The organism is Streptomyces sp. NPDC005722 (assembly GCF_040630935.1).
Taxonomy (GTDB): Bacteria; Actinomycetota; Actinomycetes; order Streptomycetales; family Streptomycetaceae; genus Actinacidiphila.
In genome coordinates this window covers 131,871-146,375 of sequence record NZ_JBEXYN010000016.1, presented here as the reverse complement: position 1 = coordinate 146,375, position 14,505 = coordinate 131,871, and the positions used below count along the sequence as shown (strand labels likewise).

15 protein-coding genes are annotated in these 14,505 nt (G+C 73.4%); 5 read left to right on the top strand and 10 right to left on the bottom strand.

The window, feature by feature from the left end:
- Positions 1–51 precede the first annotated feature (51 nt).
- From ABZ479_RS20465 to ABZ479_RS20450, 4 genes are all read right to left on the bottom strand, one after another.
- Positions 52–576, bottom strand: coding sequence for a ferredoxin (locus tag ABZ479_RS20465; protein ID WP_500462896.1), 525 nt, complete (start codon positions 574–576; stop codon positions 52–54).
- A 455-nt stretch (positions 577–1,031) separates the two neighbouring features.
- A complete protein-coding gene (locus tag ABZ479_RS20460) occupies positions 1,032–1,694 on the bottom strand; it encodes an HAD-IA family hydrolase (RefSeq protein ID WP_499598620.1) in 663 nt (220 codons plus the stop codon).
- A 171-nt stretch (positions 1,695–1,865) separates the two neighbouring features.
- Positions 1,866–2,399, bottom strand: a complete 534-nt coding sequence (locus tag ABZ479_RS20455; RefSeq protein ID WP_500462942.1) for a hypothetical protein — start codon at positions 2,397–2,399, stop codon at positions 1,866–1,868.
- A gap of 159 nt (positions 2,400–2,558) precedes the next feature.
- A complete protein-coding gene (locus ABZ479_RS20450; RefSeq protein WP_500462895.1) occupies positions 2,559–3,545 on the bottom strand; it encodes a peptidoglycan-binding domain-containing protein in 987 nt (328 codons plus the stop codon).
- Positions 3,546–3,732: 187 nt separating this feature from the next.
- Between ABZ479_RS20450 and ABZ479_RS20445 the strand changes: the two genes are divergently transcribed.
- A complete protein-coding gene (locus ABZ479_RS20445; RefSeq protein ID WP_500462894.1) occupies positions 3,733–5,778 on the top strand; it encodes an MFS transporter in 2,046 nt (681 codons plus the stop codon).
- Positions 5,779–5,791: 13 nt separating this feature from the next.
- On the opposite strand, the gene ABZ479_RS20440 is transcribed toward ABZ479_RS20445, so the two are convergent.
- On the bottom strand, positions 5,792–6,298 hold the full coding sequence (locus ABZ479_RS20440) for a hypothetical protein (RefSeq protein WP_500462893.1): 507 nt from the start codon (positions 6,296–6,298) through the stop codon (positions 5,792–5,794).
- A gap of 92 nt (positions 6,299–6,390) precedes the next feature.
- On the bottom strand, positions 6,391–6,720 hold the full coding sequence (locus ABZ479_RS20435; RefSeq protein ID WP_500462892.1) for an antibiotic biosynthesis monooxygenase family protein: 330 nt from the start codon (positions 6,718–6,720) through the stop codon (positions 6,391–6,393).
- 154 nt (positions 6,721–6,874) lie between these two features.
- Between ABZ479_RS20435 and ABZ479_RS20430 the strand changes: the two genes are divergently transcribed.
- Complete coding sequence (locus tag ABZ479_RS20430) at positions 6,875–7,162, top strand: DUF2087 domain-containing protein (RefSeq protein ID WP_500462941.1); 288 nt, start codon at positions 6,875–6,877, stop codon at positions 7,160–7,162.
- Positions 7,163–7,192: 30 nt separating this feature from the next.
- Here the strand turns inward: ABZ479_RS20430 and ABZ479_RS20425 are convergent, their stop codons facing one another.
- Together ABZ479_RS20425 and ABZ479_RS20420 are read right to left on the bottom strand one after the other, a co-directional pair.
- Positions 7,193–7,870, bottom strand: coding sequence for a hypothetical protein (locus ABZ479_RS20425; RefSeq protein WP_500462891.1), 678 nt, complete (start codon positions 7,868–7,870; stop codon positions 7,193–7,195).
- A gap of 129 nt (positions 7,871–7,999) precedes the next feature.
- On the bottom strand, positions 8,000–8,671 hold the full coding sequence (locus ABZ479_RS20420) for a DedA family protein (protein ID WP_500462890.1): 672 nt from the start codon (positions 8,669–8,671) through the stop codon (positions 8,000–8,002).
- Positions 8,672–9,159: 488 nt separating this feature from the next.
- On the opposite strand from ABZ479_RS20420, the gene ABZ479_RS20415 reads away from it, so the two are divergent.
- From ABZ479_RS20415 to ABZ479_RS20405, 3 genes are all read left to right on the top strand, one after another.
- Complete coding sequence (locus ABZ479_RS20415; protein WP_499598645.1) at positions 9,160–10,581, top strand: family 2B encapsulin nanocompartment shell protein; 1,422 nt, start codon at positions 9,160–9,162, stop codon at positions 10,579–10,581.
- Between the two features lie 196 nt (positions 10,582–10,777).
- Positions 10,778–11,545 (top strand): DUF4097 family beta strand repeat-containing protein, encoded by a 768-nt coding sequence (locus ABZ479_RS20410; RefSeq protein WP_500462889.1) that lies wholly within the window; start codon positions 10,778–10,780, stop codon positions 11,543–11,545.
- Between the two features lie 90 nt (positions 11,546–11,635).
- On the top strand, positions 11,636–12,880 hold the full coding sequence (locus tag ABZ479_RS20405; RefSeq protein WP_500462888.1) for a hypothetical protein: 1,245 nt from the start codon (positions 11,636–11,638) through the stop codon (positions 12,878–12,880).
- Positions 12,881–13,578: 698 nt separating this feature from the next.
- On the opposite strand, the gene ABZ479_RS20400 is transcribed toward ABZ479_RS20405, so the two are convergent.
- Entirely contained in the window at positions 13,579–13,803 is a 225-nt protein-coding gene (locus ABZ479_RS20400) for an FmdB family zinc ribbon protein (RefSeq protein WP_499598650.1), read from the bottom strand.
- 20 nt (positions 13,804–13,823) lie between these two features.
- Positions 13,824–14,483: an O-methyltransferase gene (locus tag ABZ479_RS20395; protein WP_500462887.1), complete on the bottom strand. Its 660-nt coding sequence runs from the start codon at positions 14,481–14,483 to the stop codon at positions 13,824–13,826.
- Positions 14,484–14,505: the final 22 nt, after the last annotated feature.

Sequence of the window (14,505 nt, the reverse complement as noted above, 5' to 3'; positions counted from 1 at the left end):
CCAGCTCGCACCGCTGACCCACGTTGCTTGACACATCAAACGCGCGGCCGCCTAGAGCCGCGGCAGCCGGTCACCGGGAGTGGGTGAGATCCTCTCCTCCAGCCAGTGGAGGTAGACCCGCAGGTCCGCGGCGAGCCCGTCCGCGATGTACGCTGCGTAGTCGGCGACGGAGGCAGCAAGGCCCTGTCCGGCCCAGTCCGCCTCTTCCCAGCGGTGTTCCCCAGCCGACAGGTATGAGGTGATCCGGCCGCGCTCGCGCCACCACTCCCGGACGGACTCGACGGTCCAGTGTGCGTCGCCGTCGCAGGCGTACCCGGCGAAGGGGTCCTCGTCCGCCGCTTCGACGAGCCGCGCCAGCTCGTCCGGCGTCCGGGGCTGCCGGTAGACGTACTCCGTCAGGTACTCGCCCCCGTAGAGGACGTGACAGGGCGCGTGCAGCCGGCCCGTCCAGCAGTTGTCGGTCTCGGCGCCATAGAAAGGGCCGGGAACGTTGAGCCACATGCGGTCCTCCCAACGGCCGCCGAACACTTTACGGTCGTCGCCGAGAAGCGGGAGGGGGTCGAAGTAGAGGGTCACCCACCGAGACTAGGCCCCAGCCGGGGTCTCCCGGCCGCCCCTCGCACCGAAGGATGGGGCGGCTGAAGACCGGTGCGGGGCGCGAAGGCGGTGCGGGATTGTCGCAAGTGCCATCTGACCCCCCACCGGCCGTTGTGCGCCCATACGAGAGGAGGGGGTGTGTCGGGGTGCGCCCATGGGGGTCCCCCCGGCCGAAGGCTGGGGGAGACGAGCGGTTAAGTGCGGTGCCCGACGATGTGGGGGTAAACCGCGAGCGTTCTGGGGGTCCCCCTGGCCGAAGGTTGGGGGAGTGCGCCGGTGCGGCCCCGACCCCAGACATACTTGCGCAGGCCCGCACCAATCGCGCCGGATGGGGGTCCCCCCGGCCGAAGGCTGGGGGAGGGCGGGAGGGTGGGGGAGAGACCCCAACGGCAACCACAACGGCGCCGCACACGACAACCGCCCCACACCCATGCCTAGCCGATGTGGAGCAGAAGCGTCCCGTCCGCCGCGGCCTCGACGCGCACCTGCGCGAGGTGGTCGACGTGGACCGTCGGCCCGTGGGCCGCCGCGCGGGGGCCCACGCCGACCACCCGCATCCCGGCGGCCTTGGCGGCCGCGATGCCGACCTCGGAGTCCTCGAAGACCACGCAGTCCTCGGGGCCGAAGCCCAGCTCGGCGGCGCCCTTGAGGAAGCCCTCCGGGTCGGGCTTGCTGGCGCTGACGCTCTCCGCGGTGACCATGACCTCGGGCATCGGGAGCCGGGCGGCGCCCATGCGGGCCCGGGCGAGGGCCTCGTCCGCGGAGGTCACCAGGGCGTGCGGACGGCCCTGCAGCGCCGCCATGAACGCCGGGGCGCCCTCGACCGGGACGACGCCGTCGACGTCGGCGGTCTCCTCCGCGAGCATGCGGGCGTTGTCGGCGTGGTTCTCCGCCATCGGGCGGTCCGGGAGCAGCACCGCCATCGTGGCGTGGCCCTGGCGGCCGTGGACGACCTTCATCACGGCGTCGCCGTCGAGCCCGTGCGTCGCGGCCCACCGGCGCCAGCAGCGCTCGACCACGGCATCGGAGTTGACCAGCGTGCCGTCCATGTCCAGCAGAAGGGCGCGGGCGGGGACGACGGTGGACGGCGACAGCATGGAACTCCCTCGGACGTACAAGCAAGTGGCCCGCCCGCCGGTCAGGGGAAACGGGCGGAACCACTTTGTTCCTACACGATACAAAACCGTGCGGCGGTTCCGCCAGGGGGGGGTGCCCGCCGGCGTGTCCGGCGCGCGGGCCGGCCGCGCCCCTCCAGCGGGCGACGCGGGTCACCGCGTGGCGTCCGCCCCGTCCACGTACTGCAGCAGCCCGTGGGTGAAGCCCGCGGTCCGGGGCGCCGCCCCGGGCGGGGCCTGCGGGTCGGTGAACTGCAGCCGCCAGCGGCTGGGGGCGTCGCCCTCCAGGGGCCGCGCGGGCGGGAAGGCCCGGGCCACCTCGTCGACGGTGCAGGACCAGGGCGCGAGGTCGGCGAGGCCCGACAGCCGCGGCCCCCGCTCCCCCGGCGCGCGGACCAGCCACTCGTTCCAGACCGCCCCGCCGCCCGGAGCGCACAGCACCTCGTACCGCAGGGTCGGCCACAGCGGGACCGGCCACAGCAGCGCGGGGCAGGTCAGGTCGCCCACCTGGCGCCGGAGCACCGTCTCGGGCGGCCCGAGCACCGTCCGGTAGCGGCGCTCACCGCGCGGGAAGCCCTTGGCGTGCCCCCAGGCCTGCCAGCGGCGGTTCGCCTCCCGCATCTCGCCACGGCTCGCCCCGAGCGTGCGCAGCGCCTCCTCCACCAGTTCGGGCCGGTGGTCGGCCATGCGCCGCAGCAGTACGAGCTGGAAGCCCCTCGGCCCGAAGTCGTCGATCGCCACGCCCCCATCCTGCCCGAGCGCCCCTGCGGGCCGGACACGGCGGCGCCCGCCGCGGAACCGGGTGCGGTCCGGGGCGGGCGTCGTCGTGCGGAACGCGGCGGCCGGTCAGTCCCGGCCGTGTCCGTTCCCGTCGTCCCCGTCGGGGTCCGGGTCCTGCGTGGACCCGGTCTTCGCCTCCAGGGCGGCCCGGGTGTTGGGCCCGTAGACGCCCTGCGGGTCGCCCTTGACCCCGTAGAAGAACTGGAAGCGGGACACGGCGTCGCCGACCTTGCGGCTGTAGTCGCCGTCGGCGGGACCGTAGTAGAGCCGCATCGCCTTGAGGCGGTTCTGCAGGTCCACCACGGCCGGGCCGGTGTCGCCGCGCTGCAGCGTCACGGGCGCGGCCGGCGGCGGCGCGGAACTGGGGGCCTGGGAGACCTGACCGCTCGCGGAGGCCGTCGGCCGGGACGCGGTCGCGCTGGGCGTCGGCGCGCCGGTCGTGGCCGAGGCCGAGGCGCTCGCCGAGGCGAGCGTGGAGGGGGTGACGCTGGGCGAGGCCGAGCGCGAGACGGAGGCCGAGGGCCGCGCGGAGGACGGCAGTTCGACCGCCGGCTCGGACACGCCCTGGTCGGGGGCCGCCTCGGTGCGGTCCGGCACGCCGGTCAGCTGGGCGGTGAGGAAGACCGCGCCGACGGCGAGGCCGACGGCCGCGATGCCCGCACCGGCGACGAGCGCGCCCCGACGGCGGCGGTGCGCCCCGGCGCGGCGCCTGCCCTCGGAGCGGGAGGGATGGGGCACCAGCTCGCGGGACGTGGCGGCCACCGGCACCGGCAGCCGGTCCGAGGAGACCGTGCCGAGGTCGATGAGGTCGGTGTCCTCCTCCTGCCCGGCCGCCCCGCCGGCCCCCTCCGGCGGCACGGGCGGCAGCGGTGCCGTCGGCGGGCCCGCGTCGTGCGACGGGAAGGCCTCGGCGGCCCCCGCCGCGACGGCGGCCGGCACGGCCTCCTCCGCGTCCGCGTAGCCCTCGGGTCCCGGCACGTACGGCCGCACCCGGAGGGACTCGTACTCGTGCTCCTCCTGCGAAGCCGGTGACCCCGGCTTGTCAGACGCCACCGGCGCCCCCTCCCCATCCCCTGACAGACGCAGTGATTATGCAGACCGCGCGGGCCCGGTGCCCAGGCGCCTCCGGCCCCTCCGGTCGTACAAACGGAGCCAATCTCGTGGAAAGGGTGTGAATATTTATGAAGAAGTGACGTGAACGCGGTACCGGAGCCCCGGTGCCCGAGGGGAACGAGTCCCTATGGCGCAGGACGACACCACTGCCCCGGCGGGACGGGCCGCGGGGGACGGCCCGGCCGAAGTGACCGACAAACGTGCGGTGTACGTCGCGATCGGCGCGCTCGCCCTCGGCCTCCTGCTCGCCGCCCTCGACCAGACGATCGTCTCCACCGCGCTGCCGACGATCGTCAGCGACCTGGGGGGCCTGAAGCACCTCTCCTGGGTGGTCACCGCCTACCTGCTGGCCTCCACCGCCGCCACCCCGCTGTGGGGCAAGCTCGGCGACATGTACGGGCGGAAGAAGCTCTTCCAGTCCGTCATCGTGATCTTCCTGATCGGCTCCGCGCTGTGCGGCCTGTCCCGGAGCATGGGCGAGCTCATCGCCTTCCGCGCGCTGCAGGGCCTGGGCGGCGGCGGGCTGATCGTGCTGTCGATGGCGATCGTGGGCGACATCGTGCCGCCGCGCGACCGGGGGCGCTACCAGGGCGTGTTCGGGGCGGTGTTCGGCGCGAGCAGCGTGCTCGGGCCGCTGCTGGGCGGGCTGTTCGTGGACACCCTCAGCTGGCGCTGGGTCTTCTACGTCAACCTCCCCCTGGGCATCGTCGCGCTCGCCGTCATCGCCACCGTGCTCCACATCCCGGTCCGGCGCACCACGCACCGCATCGACTACGGCGGCATGGTGCTGGTGGCGGCCGCGGCGACCTGCCTGGTGCTGATGACCTCACTGGGCGGTACGACCTGGGCCTGGGGCTCCTGGCAGGTCATCGGGCTGGCGGTGCTGGGCGTGCTGCTGGCCGGGGCCTTCGTCCTCGTCGAGCGGCGGGCGGAGGAACCGGTGCTGCCGCTGCGGCTGTTCCGCATCCGCACCTTCTGGCTGTGCTCGGTGATCTCGTTCGTCATCGGCTTCGCCATGTTCGGCTCGCTGACCTTCCTGCCGACCTTCCTCCAGGTCGTCCACGGCTACTCGCCGACCTGGTCGGGCGTGCACATGATCCCCATGGTGGTGGGCATGCTGGTGGCCTCCACCGCCTCGGGCCAGATCGTCTCCCGCACCGGCCACTACAAGGTCTTCCCGATCGCCGGGACCGCCGTCACGATCCTCGGGCTGTTCCTGCTGCACCGGCTCGACGAGACCACCGCGGTCTGGGCGCTCAGCAGCTACCTGCTCGTCTTCGGCCTGGGGCTCGGCCTGGTCATGCAGGTGCTGATCCTCGCCGTGCAGAACGCGGTGGGCTACGCCGACCTGGGCGCCGCCACCTCGGGTGCCACCTTCTTCCGCTCCATCGGCGCGGCCTTCGGCGTCTCCATCTTCGGCACGATCTTCGCGACCAACCTGGCCCGCGAGATCACCGCCGCCCTCAGCGGGCTCGCCCTGCCGCCCGGCTTCGACCCGGCCATGGTCCAGTCCGATCCGCGCGGCGTACGGCAACTCCCGGCGTCCCTGCGCGACCCGGTGCTGCACGCGTACTCCACCGCCATCACCAGCGTCTTCCTGTGGGCGGTGCCAGTCTGCGCGCTGGCCTTCGTCGTGGCCTGGTTCCTCAAGGAGCAGCCGCTGCGGCGCACCGTCACCGTGCCCGACGCGAGCGAGACGATCGGCGCCAACCCCGTCGACCGCTCCTCCCTCGACGAGATCGCCCGCGGCCTGAGCGTGCTCGGCAGCCGGGAGGCCCGCCGCGACCTGTACGTACGGATCACCGACCTGACCGGCCTCGGCCTCCAGCCCGCCTCCGGCTGGCTGCTGCTGTACATCGCCCGCACCGGCTCCGCCGACCCCGTCGACCTCGCCGTGCAGACCACCGTGCCCTACGACGTCATCGAGGCCGCCGCCTTCGAGATCGAGGAACACCGCTACGCCGCGCGCCGCGGCAACCCGCTGTACCTCACCGAACGCGGTCAGGAGGTCGTGGCCCTGCTCACCGAGGCCCGCCGCAAGGTGCTGGCCGAACTCCTCGGCGACTGGGACCCGGAACACCACGCCGACCTGGCGGCCCTGCTCACCCGGCTCACCACCGAGCTCTGCGGCCAGGACCAGGACCGGCCCGGCCCCCACCGCCCGGCGGCGTGAGCGGGCGGGACGGTCACGGCGCGAGCGCGGCGAAGGCGGCCAGCGCGGTGAAGTCCGGCTCGCGCAGCCCGACGCGCGGGTCGACGTGGTGCAGCAGGGCCGTGCCGGGGTGGTGGGCGGCGACCCAGTCCGTGTCGGCCGGGCTCTGCTCGTCGTCGACCCAGGCGAAACGCCGTCCGGCGGCGTACGCCACCAGTGCCTCGGTCTTCCAGTGGACGAGGTCGGGGCGGTGCGCGAACAGCGCGGCGCCGAAGTCGACGTACGGCAGTTCGGGCAGACCGATGACCGGGCCGATCCAGTGGTTGGCCTCCGCCATCCACGTGGTGGCCCAGCACAGTTCGAAGCCCAGCCCGAGCAGCGCCTCGCCGTGCGCGGGGTTGAGCCACACCCGCAGCGGACGTGCGGAGACGCCGGGCACCGGGACCCGCAGCGTGGTGTAGCCATCGGGCCGCCGGGTGCGCTTGGCCGCGTACGGGTTGAGCGGGCCGTCGACGTCGAGGAAGAGCAGCGGCCTGTCCATGGTCACAGCCTGACGCCCGGTGATCGCGGACGGCAAGGCGGTTTCCCGGGGCCGGGTGGGCGGCGCCCCGCAGGACGGGGCGCCGCGCGGGCTCAGGCCTGCTTCGGCGCGGCCTGCTGGACGACCTCGAAGGACCACACCGTGGACCCGGTGGCGGCCGGCCTGGGGCGCTCGCCGCCCTCGCCGCCGCCCTCGCGGTGCGCGGCCTGCATCGGACCGGACATCCAGTTGCGGAAGTCCTCCTCGCTGCGCCAGCGCGTGTACACGAGGTACTGGTCGGTGCCCTCGACCGGGCGCAGCAGCTCGAACCACTCGAAGCCGTCCGAACTCTCGACGGCGCCCGCCCGCGAGGCGAACCGCTGCTCCAGGACCTCGCGCTGCTCGGCCGGGACGGTCAGTACGTTGATCTTGACGACGCTCATGCGTCCATCCTGCCTCAGCGCACGCCCGTCACCGGCCCGGCGGGCCGCGCACCACGTCCGGGCGTGCCCACGTGGCGCCGGGAGGGAAAATCGCGTGCCGCGGCCGGTCGGGCGTGGGACGCTGCGCGACGGAGTACGCGACGGAGTAGCCGTCCTGATCCTGGAGGAGTGCGCGGTGTCCGAGAGTGGTGCGCATGCGGTGTCGGCCCTGTTCTCGCAGGGACGGCTGACGGTCGTCCCGCGCCGGGCGGCGCGGCGTGAGCAGTTGCTGCGGCACCTGACCGAGACACTCTTCCTGCCGGGCCGGGACTACCACGAGCGCGAGGTCAACGAGGCGCTGCGGACGGTGCACGACGACTGCGCGGCCCTGCGCCGCTACCTGGTCGAGGGCGGCTGGCTGGAGCGCTCCGCGGACGGGGCCGCGTACCGCAGGAAGCGCTGACCCCCGCCGCGGCACGGGAGCCCGGGCGCGTCAGCGGGGGGCGCCGTTGCGCGGCTGACCCGGACCGGCGGGGCCGTCCGGGCCGGGGGCGTCGGCGGCGGGCTGCGGGCGCCCGGGGGCGAGCAGCAGCAGGCACACGGCGATGACCCAGAGACCGGCGAGCCCGAGGCCGATGAAGCCGGCGAACGGGATGAACATCAGTACGCCCAGGACGAAGGCCGCCCATCCCAGCCAGTGCGGCAGCGCGCCGGCGGCACTGCGGGAGACGGCCAGTCCCGCCCCGAGCAGCATGACGCCGATCCCGGCCAGGATGGGCATGAACAGGTCGCTGCCGAGGGCGTTGAGCGCCTGGAGGGCGCCGCCGCCGACCAGTGGCCGGTCGCTGGCCTCGATGAGGCTGAGGGTGAGCCCGGCGCTGATCCAGAAGCCGAGGGCGGCCAGGATGCCGCCGGCGAAGGCGACCTGGGGCAGCCAGCCGGTGCGGTCGGACGCGGCCAGGACGTGCCGCAGGTAGCCGGCGAAGAACGCCAGGAAGAGCCCGGCGACGAGCAGCAGGTAGAGGCCGACGCCCTGCCTGGTGTCGTGGCTGAGGTAGAACGCCCTGACCGCGACTCCGGAACTGCCGATGCCCGGGGTGGCCCCCTGGAGCGCGTAGGAGACGGCGGCCAGGATCACGGCCGCCAGGCCGGTGAGCGGTCCGAGTCGCATCGGGGGTCTCCGATCCGTCCGTGGGCCCCCCAGACCGGTGGATGTCCGTACCGATGCTGTCACGCCTCGTGGTGGGCCGCCCACCGGCGGAGACCACCCGGGGCGGGTGCGGGGCCGAGCCGGTACGGGTCAGCGGGCCTCGGCGACGGCGGCCCGCTCGGGCGAGGCCGCGGCCTGCGCGGGCAGCGTAACGGGGACGACCGCGTGGGCGCGGCGCTCGCGGCGGAAGACGTACGCGGCGAGGGAGCCGGAGCCGAGCAGGGCGACGGCGGAGGTGGCGGTGCCGAGCCAGCCCGCGCCGAGCCACTGGCCACCCGCGTAGCCAAGGCCCACGCTGTACGCGGCCCAGGCCAGTCCGGCCAGCGCGGACCAGGGCAGGAACTCGCGGATGCGGCGGTGCGCGGCGCCCGCGCTGAGGCTGACGACGGAGCGGCCGGCCGGGGCGAAGCGGGCGAGCACGACGAGCGCGCCGCCGCCGCGGGACAGGACCGCGCCGAGGATCTCCTGGGCGGTGGAGAGCCGGCGGGAGTGCGCCACGTGGTGGTCGATCCAGTTGCCGCCGCGCCAGGCCAGGCGGTACGCGGCGAGGTCGCCGAGGGTGGAGGCCGCGGCGGCGCAGAGCAGCAGGGCGAGTACGTCGAGGAGGTCGTTGCTGCCGCCGGCTGCGGTGCCGGCCGTGGCGGCCGAGATGAGCAGGACGCCGCTCGGCATCACCGGCAGGAAGACGTCGAGCACGATGGAGGCGGCTACCAGGGCGTAGATCCACGGTGAATCGAACAGGGAACCTGCTCCGACGAACACCGCGTCCTCCTCTCCTGGCGAGTGCGCGGCGCCTCCGGGGGGTGAGGCGGTGTCGCGCAGAAGCGGTTCTCCTGCGACCCGCTCTCAGCCGTACAGCGTACGCCAGCCATGCTCAGGTGATCCCCTCGGGGGCGCGTGACGTTTTCCTCATCTTCGATGGTGGGCATCGGGAATAGCACGCGATTAACCGGGAGGGGCGACGAAACGTCCCCGGAACGAGATGTTCCACTCACCTTCCCGTGCGCATCATGGACATGCCACACATTCACACCCTGCCGACCTGCGCGAGCGGTCGCACACGCGTACGTCCGGGCGCGCTCACCCGAATGAGTGAGTGCAGGGTGCTCCACCCGGTGGGTAGTTACCGGGAGGAAAGCGGCCGAAGGCAGGGGGACCACCGCACAACAAACCTCGTTCCACCGTGAATTGTTTGTCTTAACCACGCCTTTGTGCGCGTGGGCCATCAGGCCGCAAGGGAAGGACCATCCATGACGGTTGAGCCGGGTGTCGCGTCGGAGGCGGCGACGGGGAACGGCCAGTCTCAGCGGAGTCTGAGCACCGCTGCGGCGCGGAATTTGGCGACGACCACCAAATCCGCGCCACAGATGCAGGGAATCACGTCACGGTGGCTGCTGAGGGTGCTGCCGTGGGTCGAGGCCGCCGGCGGCGCCTACCGGGTCAACCGGCGGCTCAGCTACTCGGTGGGCGACGGGAGGGTGGACTTCGTCCAGACCGGCTCCGAGGTCCGGGTGATCCCGGCGGAACTCGGCGAACTGCCGCTGCTGCGGGGCTTCACCGAGGACGCGGTGCTCACCGCCCTCGCCGGGCAGTTCGAGCAGCGGGAGTACGCGCCCGGCGACACGATCGTGGCCGCCGGGGAGCCGGCCGACCACGTCTTCCTCGTCGCCCACGGCAGGATCAACAAGCTGGCCCCGGCCAAGTGGGACGGCCAGGGCGTGATCGGCAGCATCGCCGACGGCGACCACTTCGGCTCCGAGGGCCTGGCCGGCCCCGAGAGCACCTGGGACTACACCGCGAGGGCGGCCACCCCGGTCACCGCGCTCGCCCTGCCGCGCCAGGCCTTCCAGTCCGTCATGCAGCAGGCCGACGGACTGCGCGAGCACGTCGCGGGCTTCGTCACCGGAACCCAGCAGGCACAGAACAAGTACGGCGAGAAGGCCATCGAACTGGCCTCCGGCCACGTCGGGGAACCCGACCTGCCCGGCACCTTCGTGGACTACGACCTCGCCCCGCGCGAGTACGAGCTGAGCGTCGCCCAGACCGTGCTGAAGGTCCACACCCGCGTCGCCGACCTGTACAACCAGCCCTACAACCAGGTCGAGCAGCAGGTGAAGCTGACCATCGAGGCACTGCGCGAACGGCAGGAGCACGAACTGGTCAACAACCGGGAGTTCGGCCTGCTGCACAACGCGGACTACCGGCAGCGCATCACCACGCACTCCGGCCCGCCCACCCCGGACGACCTCGACGAGCTGATCAGCCGGCGCCGCAACGCCCAGTACCTGCTGGCCCATCCGCGGGCCATCGCGGCCATCGGAAGGGAATTCAACAGCCGCGGTCTCGTGCCGCACACCGTCGATTTCCACGGCCACCACATCCCGTCGTGGCGCGGAATCCCGATCCTCCCCTGCAACAAGATCCCGATTTCCCGGGAGAACACCACCTCGATCCTGGTGATGCGCACCGGCGAGGACAACCAGGGTGTGATCGGCCTCCACCAGACGGGAATCCCGGACGAGTTCGAGCCGGGCCTCTCGGTGCGTTTCATGGGAATCGACGAGAAGGCGATCATCTCCTATCTCGTCAGCACCTACTATTCGGCCGCCGTCCTCGTCCCCGACGCCCTCGGCGTCCTGGAGAACGTCGAGATCGCGCGGGCCGGGGAGTAGCCCCGGCGCCCGCGCGACCCGCGGGAACGACGGCGCGTGCCCGTGGCGCGGCGGAACGGCCCCGGCCGGCCGCACCGTCCACCACGGGCACGGCCGCCGCCCGCGGAACCCCCGGACGGGGCGGGGGTTTTCCCCACCCCGCTTCCGGTGGGCGCCCTGATTCCGGGCAGAACGGGCGCTCCGTAGCGTCCTGGGTATGACGAAGAGCACCCGCACGTTGAGGACCATCGCCGCCGCCGCGGGCGTCGTGGCGCTGATCGGTACGGCGTCCGCCTGCGCGAACGCCTCCGACGACAGCGAGCCGGAGCGCAAGAGCTTCGCGCTCGACGGGAACGAGCTGACCATCGACTCCTCCGACAGCAGGGTCGTGGTGAAACCGGCCGACGTGGACGAGGTCCAGGTCACCCGCTGGTTCGACGGGTGGGCCGTGTTCGGGGACACCCCGAAGGCCACCTGGTCGATGCGGGGGCACACCCTCAGCTTCCGCACCAAGTGCCAGGGCGTGGCGCAGAACTGCTCGGTGCGGCACGAGGTCCTGGTGCCGCGCGGGGTACGCCTGACGGTGGTCAACGGCGACGGCAGCGTGGAGGCGAGCGGCTTCAGCACCCCGCTGGAGCTCAGCACGGGCGACGGCTCGGTCGTCGTCCGGGACGTGACCGGCCCCCTGCGGCTCTCCAGCGGCGACGGCCGGATCGACGCCGACGGCATCGGCTCCCGCGAGGTGAGCGCACACACCTCCGACGGCTCGGTGAAGCTGGCCTTCGACGAGGTGCCCGACCTCGTCGAGGCGACGAGCGGCGACGGCCGGGTCAGCGTCGCGCTGCCCCACCAGGGCTACAAGGTCTCGGCGCGCTCCGGCGACGGGCACGTCAGCGTCGACGTCCCCCGCGACGAGAGCAGCGGCCACGTCGTGACGGTCCGTACGGGCGACGGCTCGGTGAGCGTCACGGAAGCCGGCCGCTGACCGCAACCGCCCGACCCGTGTATTCGTCCCAGCCAGGTGGGAGACTGGAGCGGACAACCACCGGCGGCGGACCTGCGGGAGAGGGCGACTGTGACGACGGCACGCTCGTGGTGGCGGCGCGGCGACAACCTGCGCGCCGACGCCCAGGCCGCGAAGGACGCCGCCGCCGAGGCGTTCTACGAGCTGGACACGGCCCAGCGCGACCTGGTGATCTCCATAGAGACCATCACCGCGGTCGACAGCTCCCCCGCCGCGCGGCGCGCGAGCGAGGACTTCCGCTCGCTGGGCGAGCGCATCGACCAGGTCAGCGCCGCCTACATCGCGGCGGTCGACGCCTACGACCTGGACCGCGACGAGTTGGAGGCCGCCACCGCGGCCCGCGCCCGCACCGAGCTCACCAAGGCGAAGGACGACCTGGTCCGGGCCAGGCAGGACCTGGACGCCTTCGCCCGGGGGCTCGGCCCGCTGCTGGACAAGGCCGAGACCCAGCTCGCCCGGCTGGCCCCGGCCGTCGAACGAGCCCGGCAGGCCCTGCTCGCCGCGTCCAACGCGCTGGACGCGGTACGGGCCTCGGGCCTGCGCGCGGACGACCTCGCGGCCCGGCTGGCCGCTCTGGGCCCGGAGCTGACCAAGCTCAACCAGGGCGCCGGGACGCACGGCGTCCAGGAGACGATCCGGCGGGCCGACGAGGTGCTGCGCACGGCCGAGGCGATCCGCGCGGAGGCCGAGCGGCTGCCCGAGCGGGCCCGCGAGATCGACAAGCGGATCGTGTCGCTGCGCACCCGCACGCAGGCCCTGGCCACCCGCACGGAGGGCGTCGATCCGGTCCTCAGCGAGCTGCGCCGCCGCTTCAGCATGGCGTGCTGGCAGGACCTGCAGCACGTGCCGGAGCGGGCGACGGAGGCCGTCGGCCGTGCGGAGCAGAAGCTCTCGGAGGCGGCGAAGGCCCGGGACGAGCAGCGCTGGCCGGACGCGACGGCCCTGCTCGGCACGGTACGGGCGCTGCTCGACGACGCCGACGCGGCGGTGTCCGCGGCCGGTGACCGGCTGCGCCGGCTCAACGAGGTGAGCAAGGACCCGCAGGGCGAGATCGAGCGGACCCGGTTCGCCGTCCGGGACGCCCAGCGGCTCGCCATGCAGGGCCGTACGACACCGGAGCAGCGGCACGCGCGCCCGCTCGACGAGGCCGTGGCCCGGCTCGACCGCGCCGTCGAGGGCCTCCAGGGCCGGCACCCCGACTGGTGGCACTTCCTCATGGAGACGGCGGCGGTACGCGACGCGGCGGCGCGGGTCGTCACCGCCATCCGCGAGGACCGCGCCTCGGGACGCCCGTAGCGCACCCCGGCCGCGTGCCGTTCGGCTCTCCCGCCGTCTCGCGCCCTGCGGGCGCACAGCGCCGGCTGCGGAGGGGAGGGAGGGGGGCCTGCCTTGTCCGCAGTGTGCGGGTGGGTGGGTGGTGCGGGTTCAGGCGCCGGAGCGGGGTGGGTTGTTCGTCCGGTTCGGGTTTCGTTGCCGTCCGCGGGTACAGATGGCCGGTTGCCACGCCCACTGCCGGTGGTGGGCGCGCCCGCCGTAACCCGCGACTGCGGGTATTTCGGGGTGCTGCAGGGCGGTCGCCGGGAGATCGGGCCCGCTTTCGACGGTATGGACGTCGAAACAGAGCCCGATCTTCGCGCGGACGGAGATCGGGCCCGCTTTCAGCGGTATAGCCGTCGAAACAGAGCCCGATGTCCGATCGGGGAAGCACCCGCAGACGCCGGTTACGGCGGGCGCGCCACCCACGAACGGTAGGCGTGGTCACCAGTCATCTATACCTGCGGACGGCAACGAGACCCGAGCCAGACGAACAACCGGCCCCGCTCCGGCGCCTGAACGCCAGCCACGCACCCACCCGCACACCGCAAACAAGGCAGGCCCCCACCCTCCCCGTCCGCAGCCCGCCGCTGTGCGCCCGCAGGGCGCGAGACGGCGCGACAGCCGAACGACCGGGGACGGTACCGCCCTCAGCCGCAGCCTCCGCCTCAGCCTCAGCCTCAGCCGCAGCACCCTCCGCCGCAGCACCCGCCGCCGCCCGCGGCCGGGCGGGGGGCCGCCGCGGCGGACGCGGAGGCGGTGCCGCCCACCGCGACCGTCGACAGGAGCTTGACGGTGTCGTCGTGCCCGGCGGGGCACTCCGCCGGGGCGGAGGACTCGGCCATCGGCCGGCTCAGCTCGAACGTGGTGCCGCAGGAGCGGCAGCGGTACTCGTAACGGGGCATGGGCACAGATTAACCACGGCTCACAGCTTGCGCGCCAGGGTCAGCCCGTCCGCCACGGTCAGCAGCAGCGCCTCGACGCGCCCGTCGGACGCGACGCGGTCGTTGAAGGCCTGGATCCCCGCCGTGCCGCCCGTGGCGTGCGGGTCCACGACCCGCCCGTGGTAGAGCGTGTTGTCGGCGGCGACGATCCCGCCGGGCCGCATCCGCGGCACCAGTTCCTCCCAGTAGTTGAGGTAGTTGTCCTTGTCGGCGTCGAGGTAGACGAAGTCGATCCACGGATCGCCGGGCAGGGCGCGCAGCGTGTCCAGCGCGGGCGCGATCCGCAGGTCGACGCGGTCGGCGACACCGGCCTTGGCCCAGGCCTCACGGGCGACCGCGGTCCACTCCTCGGAGACGTCGCAGGCGATGAGCCGCCCGTCCGCGGGCAGCGCCTGCGCCATGGACAGCGCCGAGAAGCCGGTGAAGGTGCCGACCTCGACGACCTGCCGCGCGCCGGTCAGCCGTACCAGGAAGGCCAGCAGCGGGCCCTGCTCGCGCGCCGACTGCATGGCGGCCGCGTCACCGAAGCGGGAGCGCGTGATCTCCACCAGTTCCTCCTGGACCGGGTCCAGGGGCGGGTTGTGCTGCAGGACGTACTCGTACAGTTCGGGCGTGAGCTGCGGGTTCTTTGTCTCGTGCACGGCGGCTCCTTAAGGTGGCGGC

What these genes read in the sequence shown, in the direction of transcription:
- ABZ479_RS20415 (WP_499598645.1), top strand. Translation starts at nt 9,160, where the DNA reads ATGACGGTTGAGCCGGGTGTCGCGTCGGAGGCGGCGACGGGGAACGGC.
- ABZ479_RS20460 (WP_499598620.1), bottom strand. Translation starts at nt 1,694, where the DNA reads ATGCTGTCGCCGTCCACCGTCGTCCCCGCCCGCGCCCTTCTGCTGGAC.
- ABZ479_RS20455 (WP_500462942.1), bottom strand. Translation starts at nt 2,399, where the DNA reads ATGGCCGACCACCGGCCCGAACTGGTGGAGGAGGCGCTGCGCACGCTC.
- ABZ479_RS20400 (WP_499598650.1), bottom strand. Translation starts at nt 13,803, where the DNA reads ATGCCCCGTTACGAGTACCGCTGCCGCTCCTGCGGCACCACGTTCGAG.
- ABZ479_RS20425 (WP_500462891.1), bottom strand. Translation starts at nt 7,870, where the DNA reads ATGCGACTCGGACCGCTCACCGGCCTGGCGGCCGTGATCCTGGCCGCC.
- ABZ479_RS20435 (WP_500462892.1), bottom strand. Translation starts at nt 6,720, where the DNA reads ATGAGCGTCGTCAAGATCAACGTACTGACCGTCCCGGCCGAGCAGCGC.
- ABZ479_RS20440 (WP_500462893.1), bottom strand. Translation starts at nt 6,298, where the DNA reads ATGGACAGGCCGCTGCTCTTCCTCGACGTCGACGGCCCGCTCAACCCG.
- ABZ479_RS20410 (WP_500462889.1), top strand. Translation starts at nt 10,778, where the DNA reads ATGACGAAGAGCACCCGCACGTTGAGGACCATCGCCGCCGCCGCGGGC.
- ABZ479_RS20445 (WP_500462894.1), top strand. Translation starts at nt 3,733, where the DNA reads ATGGCGCAGGACGACACCACTGCCCCGGCGGGACGGGCCGCGGGGGAC.